The 19,081-nt window shown below is 40.9% G+C and carries 20 protein-coding genes and 3 other annotated features; of the genes, 6 read left to right on the forward strand and 14 right to left on the reverse strand.

From position 1 onward, the window contains the following. Window positions 1–50: 50 nt before the first annotated feature. Window positions 51–1,286: an MFS transporter gene (locus tag ACDZ29_RS04295; protein ID WP_370016227.1), complete on the reverse strand. Its 1,236-nt coding sequence runs from the start codon at window positions 1,284–1,286 to the stop codon at window positions 51–53. Between the two features lie 615 nt (window positions 1,287–1,901). Here ACDZ29_RS04295 and ACDZ29_RS04300 point away from each other — a divergent pair. From ACDZ29_RS04300 to ACDZ29_RS04310, 3 genes are all read left to right on the forward strand, one after another. After that, window positions 1,902–2,528 carry a LysE family transporter gene (locus tag ACDZ29_RS04300; protein WP_375090025.1) on the forward strand — a complete coding sequence of 209 codons (627 nt, stop codon included), beginning with the start codon at window positions 1,902–1,904 and terminating at the stop codon, window positions 2,526–2,528. 445 nt (window positions 2,529–2,973) lie between these two features. Next, the gene (locus ACDZ29_RS04305) at window positions 2,974–3,279 is read left to right on the forward strand and encodes a hypothetical protein (protein ID WP_375090026.1); all 306 of its coding nucleotides are present in this window, start codon (window positions 2,974–2,976) and stop codon (window positions 3,277–3,279) included. A 45-nt stretch (window positions 3,280–3,324) separates the two neighbouring features. Further along, window positions 3,325–3,540, forward strand: a complete 216-nt coding sequence (locus ACDZ29_RS04310) for a hypothetical protein (protein WP_375090028.1) — start codon at window positions 3,325–3,327, stop codon at window positions 3,538–3,540. Here ACDZ29_RS04310 and thrS read toward each other — a convergent pair. Beyond that, on the reverse strand, window positions 3,500–5,407 hold the full coding sequence (gene thrS, locus ACDZ29_RS04315; RefSeq protein WP_375091097.1) for a threonine--tRNA ligase: 1,908 nt from the start codon (window positions 5,405–5,407) through the stop codon (window positions 3,500–3,502). The two genes, ACDZ29_RS04310 and thrS, sit on opposite strands and share 41 nt — an antisense overlap. Window positions 5,408–5,466: 59 nt before the next feature. Further along, window positions 5,467–5,691, reverse strand: a binding site (T-box leader). Window positions 5,692–5,721: 30 nt separating this feature from the next. After that, window positions 5,722–5,945 (reverse strand) — a binding site (T-box leader). Between the two features lie 30 nt (window positions 5,946–5,975). Further along, window positions 5,976–6,195 (reverse strand) — a binding site (T-box leader). A 120-nt stretch (window positions 6,196–6,315) separates the two neighbouring features. On the opposite strand from thrS, the gene ACDZ29_RS04320 reads away from it, so the two are divergent. After that, window positions 6,316–6,591, forward strand: coding sequence for a hypothetical protein (locus ACDZ29_RS04320; RefSeq protein WP_375090029.1), 276 nt, complete (start codon window positions 6,316–6,318; stop codon window positions 6,589–6,591). Window positions 6,592–6,629: 38 nt separating this feature from the next. On the opposite strand, the gene ACDZ29_RS04325 is transcribed toward ACDZ29_RS04320, so the two are convergent. Beyond that, on the reverse strand, window positions 6,630–7,286 hold the full coding sequence (locus ACDZ29_RS04325) for a DUF7010 family protein (protein ID WP_289326234.1): 657 nt from the start codon (window positions 7,284–7,286) through the stop codon (window positions 6,630–6,632). 191 nt (window positions 7,287–7,477) lie between these two features. Between ACDZ29_RS04325 and ACDZ29_RS04330 the strand changes: the two genes are divergently transcribed. Both ACDZ29_RS04330 and ACDZ29_RS04335 read left to right on the forward strand, forming a co-directional pair. After that, complete coding sequence (locus tag ACDZ29_RS04330) at window positions 7,478–7,993, forward strand: TetR/AcrR family transcriptional regulator (RefSeq protein ID WP_375090030.1); 516 nt, start codon at window positions 7,478–7,480, stop codon at window positions 7,991–7,993. A gap of 76 nt (window positions 7,994–8,069) precedes the next feature. Continuing rightward, window positions 8,070–9,014, forward strand: coding sequence for an SDR family NAD(P)-dependent oxidoreductase (locus ACDZ29_RS04335; RefSeq protein WP_375090032.1), 945 nt, complete (start codon window positions 8,070–8,072; stop codon window positions 9,012–9,014). A gap of 147 nt (window positions 9,015–9,161) precedes the next feature. Here the strand turns inward: ACDZ29_RS04335 and ACDZ29_RS04340 are convergent, their stop codons facing one another. The 11 genes from ACDZ29_RS04340 to ACDZ29_RS04390 form a co-directional block, all read right to left on the reverse strand. Then, complete coding sequence (locus ACDZ29_RS04340; protein WP_375090034.1) at window positions 9,162–9,728, reverse strand: hypothetical protein; 567 nt, start codon at window positions 9,726–9,728, stop codon at window positions 9,162–9,164. Between the two features lie 12 nt (window positions 9,729–9,740). Beyond that, window positions 9,741–10,595, reverse strand: coding sequence for an SAR2788 family putative toxin (locus ACDZ29_RS04345; protein ID WP_375090035.1), 855 nt, complete (start codon window positions 10,593–10,595; stop codon window positions 9,741–9,743). A 14-nt stretch (window positions 10,596–10,609) separates the two neighbouring features. Further along, window positions 10,610–11,581: a S8 family serine peptidase gene (locus tag ACDZ29_RS04350; RefSeq protein ID WP_375090036.1), complete on the reverse strand. Its 972-nt coding sequence runs from the start codon at window positions 11,579–11,581 to the stop codon at window positions 10,610–10,612. Between the two features lie 202 nt (window positions 11,582–11,783). Continuing rightward, a complete protein-coding gene (locus ACDZ29_RS04355; RefSeq protein WP_375091098.1) occupies window positions 11,784–13,307 on the reverse strand; it encodes an amino acid permease in 1,524 nt (507 codons plus the stop codon). A gap of 160 nt (window positions 13,308–13,467) precedes the next feature. Then, on the reverse strand, window positions 13,468–14,793 hold the full coding sequence (locus tag ACDZ29_RS04360) for a peptidase (RefSeq protein WP_375090037.1): 1,326 nt from the start codon (window positions 14,791–14,793) through the stop codon (window positions 13,468–13,470). Between the two features lie 42 nt (window positions 14,794–14,835). After that, window positions 14,836–15,498 carry a 3-oxoacid CoA-transferase subunit B gene (locus tag ACDZ29_RS04365; protein WP_375090039.1) on the reverse strand — a complete coding sequence of 221 codons (663 nt, stop codon included), beginning with the start codon at window positions 15,496–15,498 and terminating at the stop codon, window positions 14,836–14,838. Then, window positions 15,483–16,181, reverse strand: coding sequence for a CoA transferase subunit A (locus tag ACDZ29_RS04370; RefSeq protein ID WP_289315117.1), 699 nt, complete (start codon window positions 16,179–16,181; stop codon window positions 15,483–15,485). Before ACDZ29_RS04370 ends, ACDZ29_RS04365 begins: the two co-directional genes overlap by 16 nt. A 10-nt stretch (window positions 16,182–16,191) precedes the next feature. Next, on the reverse strand, window positions 16,192–17,559 hold the full coding sequence (locus ACDZ29_RS04375; RefSeq protein ID WP_289326239.1) for an aspartate aminotransferase family protein: 1,368 nt from the start codon (window positions 17,557–17,559) through the stop codon (window positions 16,192–16,194). An 80-nt stretch (window positions 17,560–17,639) separates the two neighbouring features. Beyond that, window positions 17,640–17,870 (reverse strand): ferredoxin, encoded by a 231-nt coding sequence (locus ACDZ29_RS04380; protein WP_289326240.1) that lies wholly within the window; start codon window positions 17,868–17,870, stop codon window positions 17,640–17,642. 13 nt (window positions 17,871–17,883) lie between these two features. Continuing rightward, entirely contained in the window at window positions 17,884–18,747 is an 864-nt protein-coding gene (gene ablB, locus ACDZ29_RS04385) for a putative beta-lysine N-acetyltransferase (protein WP_375090040.1), read from the reverse strand. Between the two features lie 65 nt (window positions 18,748–18,812). Next, window positions 18,813–19,079: a YokU family protein gene (locus ACDZ29_RS04390; protein WP_289315114.1), complete on the reverse strand. Its 267-nt coding sequence runs from the start codon at window positions 19,077–19,079 to the stop codon at window positions 18,813–18,815. Window positions 19,080–19,081 lie beyond the last annotated feature (2 nt).

Below are 19,081 nucleotides of genomic sequence, written 5' to 3' on the forward strand. Positions count from 1 at the left end.
GGAAAAACCCGGCTTTTTTGAATTTTCCTTAGTATGCTTTTCGAAGTCTTTTAGTTAGCAGCTGCTTCTTTTTTGTCTGAACTAATGAATTTCATAACAATCAATACAATGCATATACCAATGATTCCCGAAATGATATAGGTCATATTGACATGATTTTTCATGACAAGGGACATAACCGGTGGGCCTGCGGCAACTCCGATGAACCTAGATGACATGTAGAAAGAGGTAATCGTCCCCCGCTGTTCCTTTTTTATATTTTGAGTGATGATTGCGTCGAGTGTCGGCAATAACGCACCAATTGCTATGCCAACTAGGCTCGTTATGAGTAATAGAAGGAAAACCTTTTCTTTTGTAAAACCGACAAAAACAAGGCTGATTGAAAGGACAGCTATACTGATCATGATGATCATTTTCATGATTGGTAATTCTCCCTTGATTTTTTTCCCTGCAACATAAGAAGATACACAAAGAAAAAACAGCGGGATCGCTATCACGAAACCTTTTTTGACTCCATGCAAATCATGGACTTTTTCAAGGTTGTCAGACAAAAAGAAAAGAACACCGAACAAAACCAACATGACAAATACACCAATCAGGAAAACTGTATATAACCATTTTCCCTCCTGCTTGAATATTTTTTTCGTATCATGCCAGAATTCTTTAAATTTCTTCGGTTCATCCTTCTCCTTTGGTACCTTTATAAAGAAAAAGACCAAGACAATAGATATTAAACTGAAGAATGAAATCGAGAAGAATGGTAAAAACCAGATAAATGCGGCAAAAAGGGAACCCAATATTGGACTCAGGACTTTACCAAATGTATTCGAGGTTTCAATGATACCCAGGCAAGAACTGGTTTTTTCATCATCATCCTTGTATAGGTCCCCCACTAGAGGCAAAATGATTGGCGAGGCTCCAGACGCACCAATCCCTTGCAATACTCTCCCAATGATGATCCATGTATAGGGATCATCCATTTTCCATGATGCATAACCCGCGATCAAGCCGCCGATTAGGGCAAGGACAAGGCTTGGCAGGATCACCATCTTCCTTCCGAATCGATCTGATAAATAACCAGCAATAGGAATTAAGAAAATAGATGCAACAGAATAGCTTGTAATCACCATACTTGATTGAAATGAAGATATTCCCACCTTTTCCTCGAAAATCGGCAAAACAGGGATAAGCATTGAATTTCCTAGTGTCATTACCAATGGAATCGATGCCATACTGATGAGACACCACACGCTTACATTATTTTTTTGCTCCTCATGACCTTCCATACTTACACTCCTCATCCATTATAAAAGCAATAAAAGGTAACCTATCTGTGTAACCAATTTGTTGTGCATCATTTTTTAGATGTCTTTAATTATTATGTTATAGGGCAATAATATTTATTCAGTGCCAAAATTACCCCTTTAGGACTTCCCCTTCTAGTTTGCCTCGACTTTAAAATATGGATTCATTCTACTTTAAACCAAAAAACCCATTCTTTAAATGAATGGGTTTCCCTGCATTTCAAACGTCACTCGATTACAAGGTTTAACCAGTTGAAAGTCTTTCTTCAAAATGATCCTTAATTTCATTAATAGCAATATCAGTATGCATGATATCAAGGATTGTTTTGTACTTATTTGGCATTGATAATTTCGGCATAATTATCCTCCAATTCCCTTTTGAACATAGCGCATGCATTTAATTTGACGTCTTTCCATTTGACTAAATTACATTATGAAGGACCTTTCTCTGTTGTTACAAAAAGGGTCTCTACCAAGTGCAGCAAACCCGACTAAATTCACCATATCCACTCAAAAAAAGGACTAAAAAGGTGGTACAAGTCCAATTGTTTGAATACATTCAATTAACGAAGATGTAACAAACGATGAGGTGATGAATTGGGTGTTTTTTTCAGCTATGTATTATTGGGCTTATCACTGGCAGCTCCTATCGGTCCCATTAACGCTGCACAATTGGACAAAGGGATCAAGAAAGGTTTTTGGCATGCCTGGGTTTTTGGCTGGGGTGCCATTTTAGCGGATTTTGTTTTTATAGCCCTCGTCTTTTTCGGTGTCGTCCACTTTTTGGACAACTCCTTCATGAAGACATTTTTGTGGCTCTTTGGCTTTTTCGTCCTGACCTATACCGGAATCGAAAGTCTACTTAGTGCGGGTAAGATTGAAGTGAATGAACGAAAAGCAAAAGATTCCCTTTTTTCTTCATTCCTAACAGGATTCATCATGTCCCTTTCGAATCCTTTATCCATTTTGTTTTGGCTGGGGATTTATGGATCGATTCTCGCAAACTCCGCATCAAAATATGATATGGATCATTTACTTTTATACAGTTCAGGAATCCTTATCGGCCTCTTAGCCTGGGATTTCACAATGGCCATCATCGCCAGCACCTTCAGACGTTTCTTATCCAAACCCATTCTAATGGGCATCTCGATCATTTCAGGAATATCCCTTATAGGGATTGGCATTTACTTTTCCATCCAGGCAGCCAAAGTTTTGTTTACATAAAGATTTAAGGAGATGTAAGCATTTACTCGTGAATTTTGGTGCTTTACTCGTGAATTTCAGGCATTTACTCGTGAGTTTGGAGGATTTACTCGTGAATTTCGATGCTTTACTCGTGAGTTCGTAATAATTATCTTACTTTTTATAAAATAGGCCGCCTATTTTATTGTCCATAATTGTCCATGTCGGACACTAGCCCCTCTTTGTTCATAGTCTGAAGGGTAAACACAAAGGGAGGATTTCTTGAATGTATAATAATTACGGTTATTACAATTATAATGTTCCATATTATTATGATAATTCTTATGCTAATTTGCCTTATTATGATGACAGACTGCCAGTACAAACACTGGTACCAGTAGCCACTATTCAGTCACATTTAAACGCAGGCCGACAAGGTCATTGTTTCAGAGGTTTTTGGGGTAACTCCCAGCACACCTTTATTTTGATGGGAATAAATAATGTTACTAATATGGTACAGATACTCGAAGGCGGCATTCCAAATGAGGTTCATCATACAGATATAGTCGGATTACAATACCTAGGATTAACCTGCCCTGTCGGTGGCGGTGGCCAAGGTGGCGGCCAAGGCGGCGGTCAAGGTGGCGGTCAAGGTGGTGGCCAAGGCGGTGGCCAAGGCGGTGGCCAAGGTGGTGGCCAAGGTGGTGGCCAAGGTGGTGGCCAAGGTGGCCCGGGGGGTAACTGTTTCCAGCAGTTCATTCCTGGCGTTGGCTGGGTATGGATTTGTAGATAAAATAAGACAGCCGATTTATTCGGCTGTCTTATTTTATGGGTATTTATGGAAACGCAAGCATTTACTCGTGAGTTTCGTGCTTTACTAGTGAATTTCGTGCATTTACTCGTGAGTTCCACCCATTTACTCGTGAATTTCGTGCATTTACTCGTGAATTTCGTGCATTTACTCGTGAGTTTCGTGCTTTTACTCGTGAGTTCCGGATTAAGCTCCTTTCTTGTTAGATGCTCCGTTCTTTTATTTGCTGGACCATTTTATTGATGAACCGTTCAATTGCGACATTTTCAAATTCTTGTTCCCCGTATTTCCGGACATTCACTTCATTTTCTTTCTCCTCTTTATCGCCAAGGACCAGCATATATGGAATTTTCATTATCTGAGCTTCCCTGACTTTATACCCCATCTTTTCATTCCGATCATCAATTTTCACTCTTATGCCTTGATTCTTCAGTTCTTTTTGAACCTTTAAACAATAATTCAAATGAACTTGTGAGACAGGGATGATCTGTACTTGCACGGGGGCAAGCCATACCGGAAAAGCACCGGCAAAATGTTCAATCAGGATTCCAAAAAAACGATCGATCGATCCAAATATGGCACGATGAATGACGACAGGACGAACCTTTTCATTATTTTCATCGATGTAAGTCAGATCAAATTTATCGGGCATCTGAAAATCAAGTTGGATTGTTGCACATTGATGGCTTCGTTTTAATGCATCTTTAATATGAAAATCAATTTTCGGTCCATAAAATGCCCCGTCCCCTTCATTTAATTGATAATGTATCCCGATGCTTTCCAGAACATTTTTCAAGGCTGTTTCAGAAGCTTCCCAAAGGGAATCTTCGCCCATTAAATCCTCTGGACGAGTCGAGAGTTCCACCGAATACTCGAAACCAAAAGTGCGATACACCTTATCAATCAGATGAAACACTTGTTTAATTTCACTTTCGATTTGATCCTGCCGAACAAAAATGTGGGCATCATCCTGACAAAATGTACGGACCCGCAACATCCCGTTCAACGCACCGCTATATTCATGACGGTGGACTTGACCGAACTCGGCCATCCGGATGGGTAAATCCCTGTAAGAATAAAGATTGTTTTTGAAAATAAGCATATGACCTGGACAGTTCATTGGCTTCATAGCGAATTTTGTTTGATCCACCTCAGTGAAGTACATATTCTCATGGTAATGATCCCAGTGACCCGATTGTTCCCATAACTGCTGGTTCATCATGAAAGGAGTCCGAACTTCGTCGTAATCAGCTTCAGTCTGGATCTCCCGCGAGAACTTCTCCAATTCATTTCTAACGATTTGTCCTTTCGGTAAATAAAACGGCATTCCAGGAGCTTCCTCCGAAAACATGAATAACTCCAACTGCTTCCCTAATTTGCGGTGATCTCGTTTGGCCGCCTCCTCCAGGAATTTAAAATGATCCTGTAAATCTTTTTTCTTTCGGAAAGCCACGCCATACACCCTTTGAAGAACTTCATTTTGATTGTCTCCCCGCCAATAGGCTCCCGATACACGAGTCAATTTGAACGATTTTACAAATGATGTGGATGGAAGGTGGGGTCCTCTGCAAAGATCGACGAATTCCCCCTGTTGATAGATCGTTAGTTTTTCATCTTTAGGGATATTCTTTGCTATATCCAGTTTGAATGACTCCCCTCTATCCTGGAATAACTTCACAGCTTCTGCATAAGACACTTCGATCCTTTTAATTTCCAGATTTTCACTTATGATATGTTCCATCTCTTTTTCAATAGCTTGTAAATCTTCTGAGCTCAAAGGATGATCTAACTTAAAATCATAGTAAAAACCATCTTCTACGACTGGCCCCATCCCTAATTCCACATTTCGGTATAATCTTTTCACAGCCTGTGCCAAAACATGCGCCGATGTATGTCGCAAAACTTGTAATCCTTCATCCGAATCCAGATTCAAGATTGACAGTTCGGCATCCTTATTCAACTTGTGACTTAGATCAACCAGTTGTTTATCCAGTTTTCCTATTACTGCCTTTTTCCTTAAACTTGGGCTGATGGACCCTGCCACACTTTCCACTGTCATCCCTTGCGGATATTCCTTTTGCTGACCATCCGGGAATTGAACTTTAATCATTTTTTCACCCATCACATAAACACCCCTTTTTAGTAATAAAAAAACGCACCCATCCCTATATAAGGGACGAGTGCGTTTATACCCGTGATTCCACCCAATTTCCCATAAGCAAGAAAACACTCATGGCTCTGGAGCTTTTAACGCAGCTTAGACGATATCAGTTACTCTCGTTCACCGATATAGCTCAAAGGCGGTAAATCATTTTCCTAAGCCAGGAAGTTCGCAGCTGCCCTTCCCTCTCTGCAGACCGTAAAAATGATTCATGTCCTTATCATGGCAATATTTTTATATAAAAAAAACGCACCCATCCCTATATAAGGGACGAGTGCGTTATACCCGTGATTCCACCCAATTTCCCATAAGCAAGAAAACACTCATGGCTCTGGAGCTTTTAACGCAGCTTAGACGATATCAGTTACTCTCGTTCACCGATATGGCTCAAAGGCGGTAAATCATTTTCCTAAGCCAGGAAGTTTGCAGCTGCCCTTCCCTCTCTGCAGACCGTAAAAATGATTCATGTCCTTATCATGGCAATATTTTTATATAAAAAAAACGCACCCATCCCTATATAAGGGACGAGTGCGTTATACCCGTGATTCCACCCAATTTCCCATAAGTAGATTACTCATGGCTCTGGAGCTGTAACGTAGCTTAGACGATATCAGTTACTCTCGTTCACCGATATGGCTCAAAGGCGGTAAATCATTTTCCTAAGCCAGGAAGTTTGCAGCTGCCCTTCCCTCTCTGCAGACCGTAAAAATGATTCATGTCCTTATCAATGCTTCTAAAATGTAAATGGATTTTTATATTGTTATATATATTACAATATATTCCCATAAGTGACAACCTCAAATTTTTTAATTTCATTATAAACACTAAATTGGTATAATTAGTAAAAAGGAGTCGTCATGAAAAGTTTAAGCGATTGGTCTTTCGTATTTGCAGTGATTGGTGCCGTATCATTTTGCTGCGCCTTTTTTTCACCAAAATCCTTCGAGCTTCTAATGGTCTCAGGATTCGGTGCGTTACTTATTGGTATGTTATTTAGCTTCGGGGCCATGTTAAAAAGCGAAAAAGGAAAGACGAAGTTTCTGGCTGTGGCTGCCTTCTTTCTTTTAAGTTTCATTCTGGTTTGGAATGAACCATTTCAAATTGTCAGGCTATTAACCTGGATGAAAAATTAATCAAAACCCGTTCGCCACGACGGATTTTTGTATGTTTCCTATTTATTTTCATTGTGTGAATCTTCCTCTTTCGCTTCCCTTGGATTCTTTACACTAAGCAATAATGTCAGTCCAGTGGTCCAAAGAATTAGCGCGCATCCAAAGCCAAGCAAGGATAACGGTGCAAGGATTTGATGCTCCCCAAACATGACGGTGTCTGGCACAATAAGTAATGTGATAAGCGCCAATAAACAGAGAAGCACTCCTGTTGCATAGTAGATCTTGATTTGAAAAAGCGCCGCCAAAGGTAAAAAATGAATCCCTACAATAATGGCGATGACTCCAGGAATAAGATCGGTCTGATTGATCATATTACAGATGGCGATGGCAATCCCAATCAGTAAACCTTCGGCAATGAAAACGATATTAAACCAGAAATTCATACGTTTCAAACGCCTAGCCCCATTTTCTGAAACTTGATCGGGCATTTTTTGTGATGTATATATTAATGAAATGCCCTCTATAACCATTATGATTCCTACGAATATGGCAGCAAGTTCCACGTAAGGAAACCCCCACCCTTGCAATCCCATTACACCGGTACCTGCCCACAACGTGCCGAATAATGCCATGAAAATGACGCCAATTCCAGAACCGCGAAACGCCTCTTTCGATATGAGTCTTGAGGTTTGCATCATCAGTTTCCTTTCATCCACAGGTAATATCTTACATAGAATAATAGTATTGCGCTCACTCCCCGATTATTCATCATCACGGTCTTAAGCCAGGCAGACCAAACTGGAAAAAATGATTTAAATACCTTATTGCAAAAATTACCATACTGCGATATTATGTTATTAATTAGTGATTGATTAATCACTAATTAATTAAAATATGGAGGATACCAATGGCCAGACCAAAAAAAGAGAATCGAAAAGATGACATACTGGAAGCTGGTTTGGAGGTGTTTGCAGAAAAAGGCTATTACAATACAACGACTGCCTTAATTGCAGAAAAAGCCGGCATATCCCAGCCATATGTTTTTAAATTCTTTAAAACTAAAGAGGAGTTATTCGTAGCGGCTCTGGATCGAGCATACGAAAGGATCCTTCAGGCTTTCGAAATTGAAACAGAACCCGAAGACCTTGTTAACCATATGATCAAGGTATATGAAGATTTAACTGATTCCAATCCAAATGAAATTGCCTTACAGGTCATAGGACTTTCAGTAACGGAGGATGCAATAAGAAACTCTACGCAGAAAGGGTTATCCAGCATCAGGAATCTCACGCTGGAAAAATTTCAATCTGCTGGAATTCCGAATGCCGAGGACCAAGTGACCACCTTCCTGGCAAGGGGGATACTCTGTAATATTTCCCACTTCATCAATATGCCAGAACTTATAGATAGCGGGAGCAGGTAAGGACCGATTTTCATCGGTTTCTTATTTTAATCATTTATTTAGTGATTGATCAATAAATAAAAAGGGGATGAAAGATATGAAAAAAGCTATTGTATTAGGAGCAACCGGTGGATCAGGTCAAGTCATCGTTTCAGAATTGTTATCCAGGGGAAAAGAAGTCATCGCTTTCGGGCGATCAGAGAGTAAGCTTGAGCAATTAATGAAAGAACATGATCATTCTCAACAATTAACATACAGAATTGGTGACATCTTTGATTACAAAACCATTGTAGAGGCTGCAGAAGATGCGGAAGTCATTTTCCAATGCGCCAACGTTCCCTATCAAGAGATGGCTTTGAGACTCCTTTCACTTGGAGAAAGTGTAATGAAAGCCGCCGATATTTTAGGAAAGAAGATTGTCATTGTAGACGGGATATATGTTTATGGGCATCAAGTTACGAAAGGAGATGAAAACCATCCAAAACAGCCACATACAAAAAAAGGGAAAATCAGAGTGGAATTCGAGAAGCTTATCTTCAGCCAAAAATGGAAAAATGCCAAAGCATTGATTGTCAGGCTGCCCGACTATTATGGTGCCACTTCACAGAACTCCTACCTTCAGCCAACATTGAATGGGCTGGCAGCAAATAAAATGACCGTTTTTATCGGGGACTTAAAAACACCAAGAGAATATGTCTACTTACCGGATGCAGCAAAAATGATCGTGGAAATAGCAGAAAAAGACGACTCCTATGGAGAAGATTGGAACATCCCTGGGCCTGGGCTAATTTCCGGAGACGAAATCATCCAAATTGCCCGTCTGGTAACGGGACAGAAAAAGATGGTCCTTCCCCTTACAAAAAACATCATTCAGATACTCGGCTTGTTCAATCCTTTCATGAAAGAAGTAGTGGAAATCATGTATTTAACCAAAGAAAGATTCATTCTGGATGGAGAAAAATATGAAAACCGCATCGGCTCCATCCCTAAAACTTCATACAAAGAAGGAATGGAAGAAACACTGCGACTTTTAATGAGATAATTGCCCTTTTCGTCGATATATTCTTACTTTCGGAGATATAACTGGGTTTTCGTCGATATATTTCTATTTTCGGAGATATAAACATAAGTTACGATGGTTTTATGGATATGTTGTCTAAAATAGCCTACCACTAAGGTAGGCTAAAATTTAATCTAGCATTTTATATTTTTCTAAATTTTCCAAGTAGAACTGAAAATAATAATCATTAATATCCTCTTCATATTCACCTGTTTCATGAACTAGCTTTGCTCCTACCATTAAAGCATTAATGTATCCATCCAGATAATCACATCTAGCTTTCACCTTACATTCAGAAACATGATGTCCATCTTTACTTTCAAGAACAATATCAATTCGTCTTCCTTCATGTTCATCGATAATCATTTGATTATAATTATAATCGAGCCAGTTTTTTTTCCTATTACTTTTTTTAAGTGGGTAGCGACGATTGTCCTGCCGTTGTTCTTCATGAAATTTTAGTTCATGAGGCAGGAAAACTTTTTTCAACACATCTTTATCACATATTTTGAGGCAAAGAAATATCTTCTCATAATCAAAATGCTCATCCCTTGGCAAATCAAGAATTTCCGCTTTACTGAATTCCTCTGCCTTGAACTTTTGCTTCAATCTAGTTACAATCTCTTCTTTGTTAAAAACCAAATTTTGTTTCTTTTTTAAGTACTTCTTATAAATCTCCTCGTAATTAAAATTCATAACATTCCCCCATTATTTAACAGGCCCTCCATAAAAAGCATGAGCATTTGGCGTTTTTTTATAAGGATGCCAATGCCAATAATAACCTTTTCTAGGTTTATTATCTTTCTTATCCACTTCAGCAAAAGGCTTACCTAAAGTATTAGCGCCTTGTGCTACACCTTGTGCTTGATTACTTGAGACTGACCATGTATCTTTTTTAGATTTCATTCTAGAAATAGCTGCAGATTTAGAAAGCCCTTTACCAATATATACCCCACCACTTTTTACAGTCGCTTGAAAATGAATATATTTCTTATCTTTTTTTGCTTGTGTAGCTATCACAAAAGCACTTCCGCCAACAATAATCATAGCCCCCGTATGGAATAATGCAGTTAATACTGCTGGACTCATAGCAATTCCTAATGGAATTAAAAATGCTAGTGATGCATTTCCCTCTTCTGAATTATAATTGAATTCTTCACCTGAATTTGTATCGATAATCGTTACGTCTACTATCTCATTATCAAATGTACTATATTCTAATTCATTTAAGGGAACCTGATATTCTTTTTTCTCTAATTCACCAAGTTCATTAATTTCTTCTGTATAAAGTTTAATAAACTCTGCCCCTGGTTCTACTTCTACCTTGATATACCCAGTCTCGCCTACTGCATTTTCTACAGAAGCTTCTAATAATAATTCTTCACTAGAAATATCAAAATCTTCTAGTTCAATATTTTCATCTAATAATTCAGTTTCAATATTTTCTTGGAGTTCAATTATTTGTTCTTCACTTACTATACTCTTACTGTTGGCACTCATTTTATTAGGCAATATTGAAATAAATAAAGTGAATAAAAGTAAAAATATTAGATTTTTTTTCATCTGAATTCATCCTCCTATGGAAATGTCGGTACTCCATTACCAACATTCTCTTTATTAAGGTTTATACCTTTTGAATTTTTTTTAAGTAAATACATAACTTCAGAAAATGTATTTTTACCTTTTTCAATATCTAGATTATTCAAATTTTCGACAATTACCCCTGACACCAATGCTGTTGAAAATGAGCTTCCACTGAATTTAGAATACTCTCCATGATTATCTAGAGATATTAAATTTGTACCAGGGGCTACAAAATCTATTTTTCCAATAGCAGATAGATTAGTTGGTAAAAGTTGTTCGTTTACAACCCCAACTGAGATTACATTTTCAAACCTTGCTGGATATTGTGCATTTAGACCATTAGTATTTCCGCTTGAAGCAACAATGATAATTCCATTATTAACTGCTTCATCAACTATATCTTTCAATTCCTTAGATTCTGAATTGAACCCTAAACTTACGTTAATTACATCGACATTCTCATCTATCGACCAACGTAACCCATGTATGAAATCGCTTACATTAACTTCCCCATTATCTTGAATGACTTTAACAGAATAAATATCAACATTTTTTGAAATGCCTATACTATCACTATCATCATTTTTAGATGCTATTAATCCAGCTACTGCTGTCCCGTGGCCAAAATTATCAGACAAATCGTTTGAGTTATTCAAAGCGTTGAAACTTTTTTTAACAATACCTTTTAGATCAGTGTGATTTTGATTAATTCCACTATCTAAAACAGCGACTACAACTTTATCTCCTGAAATAGACTTAGATTCAAAGCTAGAATTATAGTTAAAAAGCTTATTAAGAGTTACAATTTGCTGTTTCTTTAATTGATTTAATGTTTCATCTTGTGATTTTACCTCTATCTGAGCATTTTTTAGAAATTCCATATACAATAATACAAAAAAAAACATAAGGAAAATAGTTAATGCCAATCCAGTGAATGTAAACTTTTTAGGAATATTATCACCCACTTATCGTTTATTTTAAATAAACATCTATAATTATAGTACTTTTAGTTTATATTTTTAACAATAAATAGTCAATTATTATTTTAAATGGACAATTTTTCATTAATAAACAATTTGTTATTATTCTACTTTATATAGGACATAAAAATCCCCATAAAAAAACCTGAGTCCCCAAAGGGGTCTCAGGTTTTTCTATTCCTATCAGCTAAATGGTTTTATCAAATTGGCAATCTTCCAATGAAATTAATTTGGTTTTATGATAAATTTTGTAACCTAACCAAATTGCCAGGAATATCGGTAATCCGATATAGGAGACAGCGACGCCATACCAGTCGATGCTGCCGCTTAGGTATGCTTCATAGTTTTGTCCTGCTATGACGACCATGCAAAGGATGAATGAAAAAATCGGACCGAATGGAAACCATTTTGCTTTATATTTCAATTCGGTTAAGTCACCACCTTGTGCAACATAGGCACGTCTAAAGCGATAATGGCTTATGGCAATTCCAATCCAGGCGATGAAGCCGGTTAGCCCCGATGCGTTCAATAGCCATGTAAATACATGGTCCCCAAAAATGGAGGTCAAGAAGGCGAGTCCCCCAATAAATGCCGTGATGAGCAAAGCATTCATCGGGATTCCCCTGCGATTGACCTTGCCGAGGAATTTGGGAGCTTGATTATCTTTTGCCATCGACCATAACATCCGTGTTGATGCATAAAGCCCCGAGTTCCCTGCGGATAGTAAGGAAGTTAACACGACAGCATTCATGACGGATGCCGCGAATGCAAGTCCTGCGCGTTCAAAAACAAGTGTGAAAGGGCTTACGGAAATATTTTCCACATCCCCGTTCAGCAAACTTGGGCTCGTATAAGGAATTAACAGGCCGAGTATCAGGATGGCCCCGATGTAAAACAATAGGATGCGCCAAAATACTTGGCGGATCGCATTCGGAACATTTTTTTCGGGTTCCTCACTTTCTCCGGCAGCAATACCAACCAGTTCCGTGCCTTGAAAAGAAAATCCCGCTATTAGAAAGATGCTGATGATCGATAAAAACCCTCCCTTGAATGGAGCCTCATCCATGGTGAAGTTTTCAAACCCGATCACCTTTCCGCCAAAAACCCCTAAGATGGTCAATAATCCAATAATGATAAAGAAAATGATGGCGACGACTTTTATTAAAGCAAACCAATATTCAGATTCACCAAAGCTTTTAATGGATAGGGCGTTGAGGGTGAAGACGATTCCAAGAAATAATGCACTCCAGATAAGGCTGGGGACATCAGGAAGCCAGAATTTCATGATGATGGCTGCTGCAGCTATTTCCACGGCAAGGGTGACTGCCCAGTTAAACCAATAATTCCAGCCTAGTGCAAAGCCGAATGCGGGATCTACAAAGCGCGTGGCGTAGGTGGAAAATGATCCCGATACAGGCATATATGTCGCCATTTCCCCTAAGCTCGTCATAAGGAAATAAACCATGATTCCAATGCATGCATATGCAGCGAGGGCACCACCGGGCCCTGCACTCTGGATGGTTGCCCCGCTTGCCAGGAATAATCCGGTTCCTATTGAACCGCCAATGGCTATCATGGTCATATGCCTTGCTTTGAGATTCCTTTTAACTGTCGGTTCTTGATTATCATTGAGATTCCTTTTAACTGTCGGTTCTTGATTATCATTGAGATTCCTTTTAACTGTCGGTTCTTGATTATTAATGAGATTCATGTCCATATGGTCCCTACCTCATTTTCTTTTAATATTAAAAGTTCAAGAAATAGTAAAAGAGATATTTTCAGATATGAATAGTCTCCCACAATCGTTTTGTGGAAGACTTTATTGCAGTTAAGGAAAATCCTGATATTTACTGGCTAGTCTACTATTGGGTTTAATTGCCATTGCCTTGAATCGTCAGCTTATTCCCTACAGGAATAGCCTCATCCTGATCTTGTTCCATTCCACACCATTGAATTAAAGTAAGGGCAATGATCTCCGCTGTTGAGAACACATTGTCGAGTAGGATGTATTCATTTGGATAATGGGCAACCTCGGTTACTCCAGGCCCGAACACGATTGCGGGCGTTTCACCTACATGTGTCAGCAATCCCCCATCCGTTCCCCACGGGGAGGCTTCAATGACCGGGTCCTGTCCAGCAACTCGCCGATATTGATGAACAAGCGCATTCATCAGTTCATGCTCTACATCAATTGCTCCTGGAACCCAGCGTGCCCCAAACCATTCCAATACGGGCGGGTTTTCCTTGAACCATTCGTCCACTTCTTTCAGCTGCACTAACCAGTCAGCCATTTCGTCCTTCGCCTGCTCCATCGTTTCCTCCGGCGCAACGCCCATCCTCCCCTCGATTTTCACAAGGTCGGGAACGGATGACGGCCAATTGCCACCTTCAATGACACCTAGATTGATTGGAATCGGAATAGGCGTGTTCTGATAAAGCGGGTCACTGATACGTGCATTTCGCTTCTCTTCCAAGGCACGAATATGATTGATGACGATCATGCTTTTTTCAATGGCACTAACGCCTTCATACCTTGTTCCGCCATGGGCTGAACGTCCTTTAACATGGACCCGGAACCACATCGAGCCCTGCTGTTTCGGGAAAATCCTCATATTCGTCGGTTCAGGGATAAGGGCAGCATCAGCTTTATATCCCCTCAGGACGGCTGCTAATGTTCCGGCCCCGCCGCTTTCTTCTTCAATCACACTTTGAAAAATGACATCTCCTTTTAATTGGATGCCATTTTCCTTCAATGCCTGCATGGCAAGGATCAGGGATACATTGCCCCCTTTCATATCGGTTACGCCACGTCCAAACATTCTTCCATTCTTAATGGCTCCACTATATGGATCGTCGTCCCATTGTGCCCGGTCACCGTCAGGAACCACATCGATGTGCCCGTTCAAAATGATGGAACGGCCGCCTCCAGTCCCTTTCATGATTCCCACCACATTAGGGCTGTTGGAGAAATCACTTCGTGGAGAATGGAAATAAGAATGCTTCTTCAGTTCGCCGCCGTCAGGTTCCCAACTATCGATCTGCAAACCCATTTCCTCCAGCTTTTCGGCGACGATGGCCTGTGCCCCGGCTTCATTTCCTTGCGTACTCGGGGCTTGTACCATTTTTTGCAATAGGTCTGTTCCTTCTTCCTGATGATCCTTAATCCATTGGTTTATCCGTTTTTTTATATCCGGCACTTTTATCCTCCTTAGTTATGCATATTCTATTCCTTTTTCGGCTTATTCAATAGTGTTGACGGCAGCATGGATTTTCAATGTCGCCTCTGTATTCCTTATCACATCATCAACGGTATATGGTGCCATGACTTCCTTCAGCACCAATCCCTCTTCCGTAACTTCCATGACAGCCATCTCCGTAATGATTAAATCCACACTTTGCCTTGCCGTCAATGGAAGCGTACAGGTCTTCAATATCTTCGATTCACCCTGCTTATTCACGTGATTCATCAGGACGATCACCTTTTTGGCTTTCTGGGCAAGCTCCATCGCCCCGCCCATCCCCGGCACCCGCTTACCTGGGACGATCCAATTCGCCAAGTCCCCCTTTTCACTGACTTCCAGGGCTCCAAGGATGGTGATGTCGATGTAACCTTTCCGGATCATTCCAAATGCAGTTGCACTGTCAAAGTATGAAGCGCCCATTACAGTGGTGATCGGGAACCCTCCCGCATTACAGAGGGCAGGATCTTCTTTCCCCCGATCCGGACTTGGACCTGTACCGAGAACGCCATTTTCCGCATGGAACAGCACATGGATATCTTGAGGTATATGGTCGGCCACCAGGGTAGGGATGCCGATGCCTAAATTGACGATCAATCCGTCATGGATTTCCTTGGCGGCGCGTTTCGCGATGCGATTTCGTACATCTACTGCCATGCCCATTTCCAATTCACCCCTTTTGTCGGAATCACCATATCTACATAAATGCCTGGTGTGGCAATACACTCCGGATCCAATTCGCCTGCAGGAACGATTTCTTCCACTTCCGCAATCGTGAAGGCCCCAGCCATCGCTACCAGCGGATTGAAATTGCATGCAGTCTTGTCGTACACTAAATTCCCTAGTGAATCTGCCTTTTTCGCATGGACGATGCTGACTTCAGCGGTCAACGCGGTTTCCACCAAATATTCTTTTCCTTCTATGACCATCTTGTTCTTGCCTTCTTCGGCTATCGTGCCAATCCCGACATCGACAAAAATCCCGCCTAAGCCTACACCGCCAGCACGAATCCGTTCTGCTAATGTCCCTTGCGGTGAAAACTCCACTTGCAGCTTTCCTTCAGTCATGAGCCTGCCTGCATTAGGATTGGATCCGATATGTGAGGCGATGACTTTCTTTGCCCTTTCAGCAGTCACAAGCCGGCCAATGCCGATATCAGGGAATCCAGTATCATTGCCAATCAAGGTCAAATCCTTAACACCTTTGGCCAGGATACCCTGCACGAGCGTGGGGGGAGTCCCCACTCCGCCAAATCCGCCATACATGAGCGTGCATCCATCGGAAATATGCTCCAGTGCTTCTTCCAGGGTCACAATTTTGTTTTTCTTCGTAATGACCTGCTTCATACCGTTCCTCCTAAATAGCCTGCATGTCCTCAATCAAGCCTTCCGAGTGCAATTCACGCTGCAACTCTTCAAGGGAAGCTTCCAGTATCTTGACGAGGCGATCGATTTCTTCATTCGTAATGATTAATGGCGGAGATAGGATAACCGCATCACCAGCGATTCCTTCAATCGCACCCGCAGCAGGATAGATCAACAATCCCTTCGCAAAAGCCTTATTGACAAGCCTAGTGGTCAGGCCAATTTGCAAGTCGAATGGCGTTTTTGAAATCCGATTGGAGACAAACTCAAGTCCGAGGAGAAGCCCTTTCCCCCGTACATCACCAATTATGTCGAATTTCCCAGCCAACCCTTGCAGCTTCTTAAACAGATATTGACCTTTATCTTCAGCCGCCTGAACCAGGTCATTTCCCTCAATGTAGGAAAGCACTTCCAATGAAACGGCTGCAGATAGAGGATTTGCACTATATGTGTGTCCAGCCATGATTGAATTCGAGCCTTTTAAAATGGGCTCCATGACACGGTCACTAACCATTGTGGCTGCCATTGGAGTATAACCGGCGCTCATTCCTTTACCCAATGCGATGATATCCGGGTCGACTCCCCAATGTTCCATCGCGAACATTTTTCCTGTCCGTCCGATTCCCGTCATTACCTCATCGGCGATAAAAAGAATGTCATAGTTTTCGCAGATTTCCTTAATCCTTTGATAGTAGCCATCCGGCGGTGTTACAGCACCAGCGGATGCCCCGATGATCGGTTCTGCGATGAAGGCTGCGATATTCTCGGAGCCGACCCTTTGAATGGCTGTTTCCAGTTCATTAGCACACTGAAGCTTGCAGCCGGAAGATTCATTATTATAAGGACAGCGATAACAGTAGGGAGCGGAAATGCTAGGGAAATCTTCCAATAGCGGAACAAAACGCTTTCTCCTCGGTACATGACCTGACATCGATAAAGCGCCCATCGTAATCCCGTGATAACTCGTCCATCTGGAGACGATACGATTTTTTCGCTCATATCCTTTTTCTTGCCAATGCTGAATCGCTATCTTCATCGCCGTTTCGGTCGCTTCGGATCCGCTATTCACGAAAAATGACCAATTCAAATCCCCTGGAGCCAAATCACTTAGCTTTTTGGCTAATGCTTCTGCGGCTTCACTCGTAAAATGAGACCTGTATGCAAAAGAAACTTTGCGGGCCTGCTCCGTCATTGCATCGACAACGTCTATTACACCATGGCCAATACTAGCCGTAACAGCACCTGATGATCCGTCTATATACTGCTTTCCATCTGTATCATAAAGATAAATTCCATTCCCATGAGAGATAGTGGGATAGTCATGATCTAAAGTAGGCTTAATCAAATAATTGCGTGTCATGTCATCTCTCCTTTTAACGTTCGTACCCACTGTGCAGCATTCTATTAATCAATTAATTTCCCAGATTAAAAAAACCTAGTTTACCAGCTAAAAGGTTCATCCTGAATCAGGATTGACTCTGTAGGGCAGCCTTCCATAGCATCCTGCATGTCCTCATGCAGGATTTCAGGAACTTCGGCAATCCCCTGATTATCATCCAAGATCACAAAAGCAATCCCTTGATCGTCATAGTCATAAATTTCAGGACCTGTTGAACCGCATGCCCCGCAGGCAATACAGGTTTCTTTATCAACCCATGTGTATTTAGCCATAGAAACAATCCTCCTACTTGAAAGATAAATCTTTACCCCAAATATTCATGTCCTCATACTTATCCCAAATATTGCAATTCTTCGTTAATCTGCCGCCATATTCATAACCAAGCTGATGAAAAACGGCGTTCATTCCCATCGACAATGATCGCGCCAATGAATAAGAGCAATAAATGTTTTTCCTGATCAATTCTTGTTCCAAAGCGGAGATTAGCACCTTCATGAAACCATGCTTTCGATGATGGGGAATCGTTGCACAGTCCGTCAATTCAGCATTATGATACATCTCATTCACTTCCGCGGATGCAGCACTCACAATGGATCCTTCATATTCGATAACACTGAAGATCGTACCTTCCTCCATCACTTTCTTGATATATCGCTCATCATTCATCGGTGTAGGATAGGTTTCAAAAATTTCACCATATAAATTAGCCAGCTCTTGCGCATCTTCATCTGTAGCAAAACGGAGGAGATAATTTTCAGGAATTTTCAGCATGTCCATCAGTCTGGGAATCTCACTTACATCTTGGATGACTTTATCTTCCTTGACCCAAAAGTCGCTCGTTCGCCTTTCATCCGTTAAATAGAAAGCCATGCAATAGGCATCATTCCCGTTGAAATACCTGCTTAATATTCCTTCCAGCATGTATCCTTGTCCCAATGCCGCAGATAAATCTTCGTTTCTAGCTTTAAGTATCACTTTAGTAAAGCCCTGCTCCTTTGCGATGACAAGCGCCCGGGCCATCGCTTTTTGGATATTTCCCCGATAATCATCCATGCGCAAGCGCTGATTGGCATGATCATGATAGAGTTCCATGGTATAACAATCCCCAGTCTCGATCTGGGTGAAAAAAGGCAGCTTTTGAACAGGCATTATGTAACCCCCTTATTTAAAGAATTCGGGAGAAGAGATGCATATCATCCGCTTCTCCCGGCATTCTATTTCCAATTGAATAATTTTTTGACGGGTGCCTGAAGAAGCTGCTCATACGTAAACTCATCAGGGTATTCACTCACATCATATATGGATAAGGCTTCGTCCACCTTTTGATTCATCGAATCAGACACATAGATTCCACATTCCGGACAGTTCAAGGCTGGAACTTGAAGGACTCTTATAGAGCGTTTCCCATCAGGCATGATCCAGTAACAATCCTTTTTTTCACTTTCTTCTACGTTTGGGGCATTACACCACAAGCAATCCATCT

The organism is Peribacillus sp. RS7 (assembly GCF_041956845.1).
GTDB lineage: Bacteria > Bacillota > Bacilli > Bacillales > DSM-1321 > Peribacillus.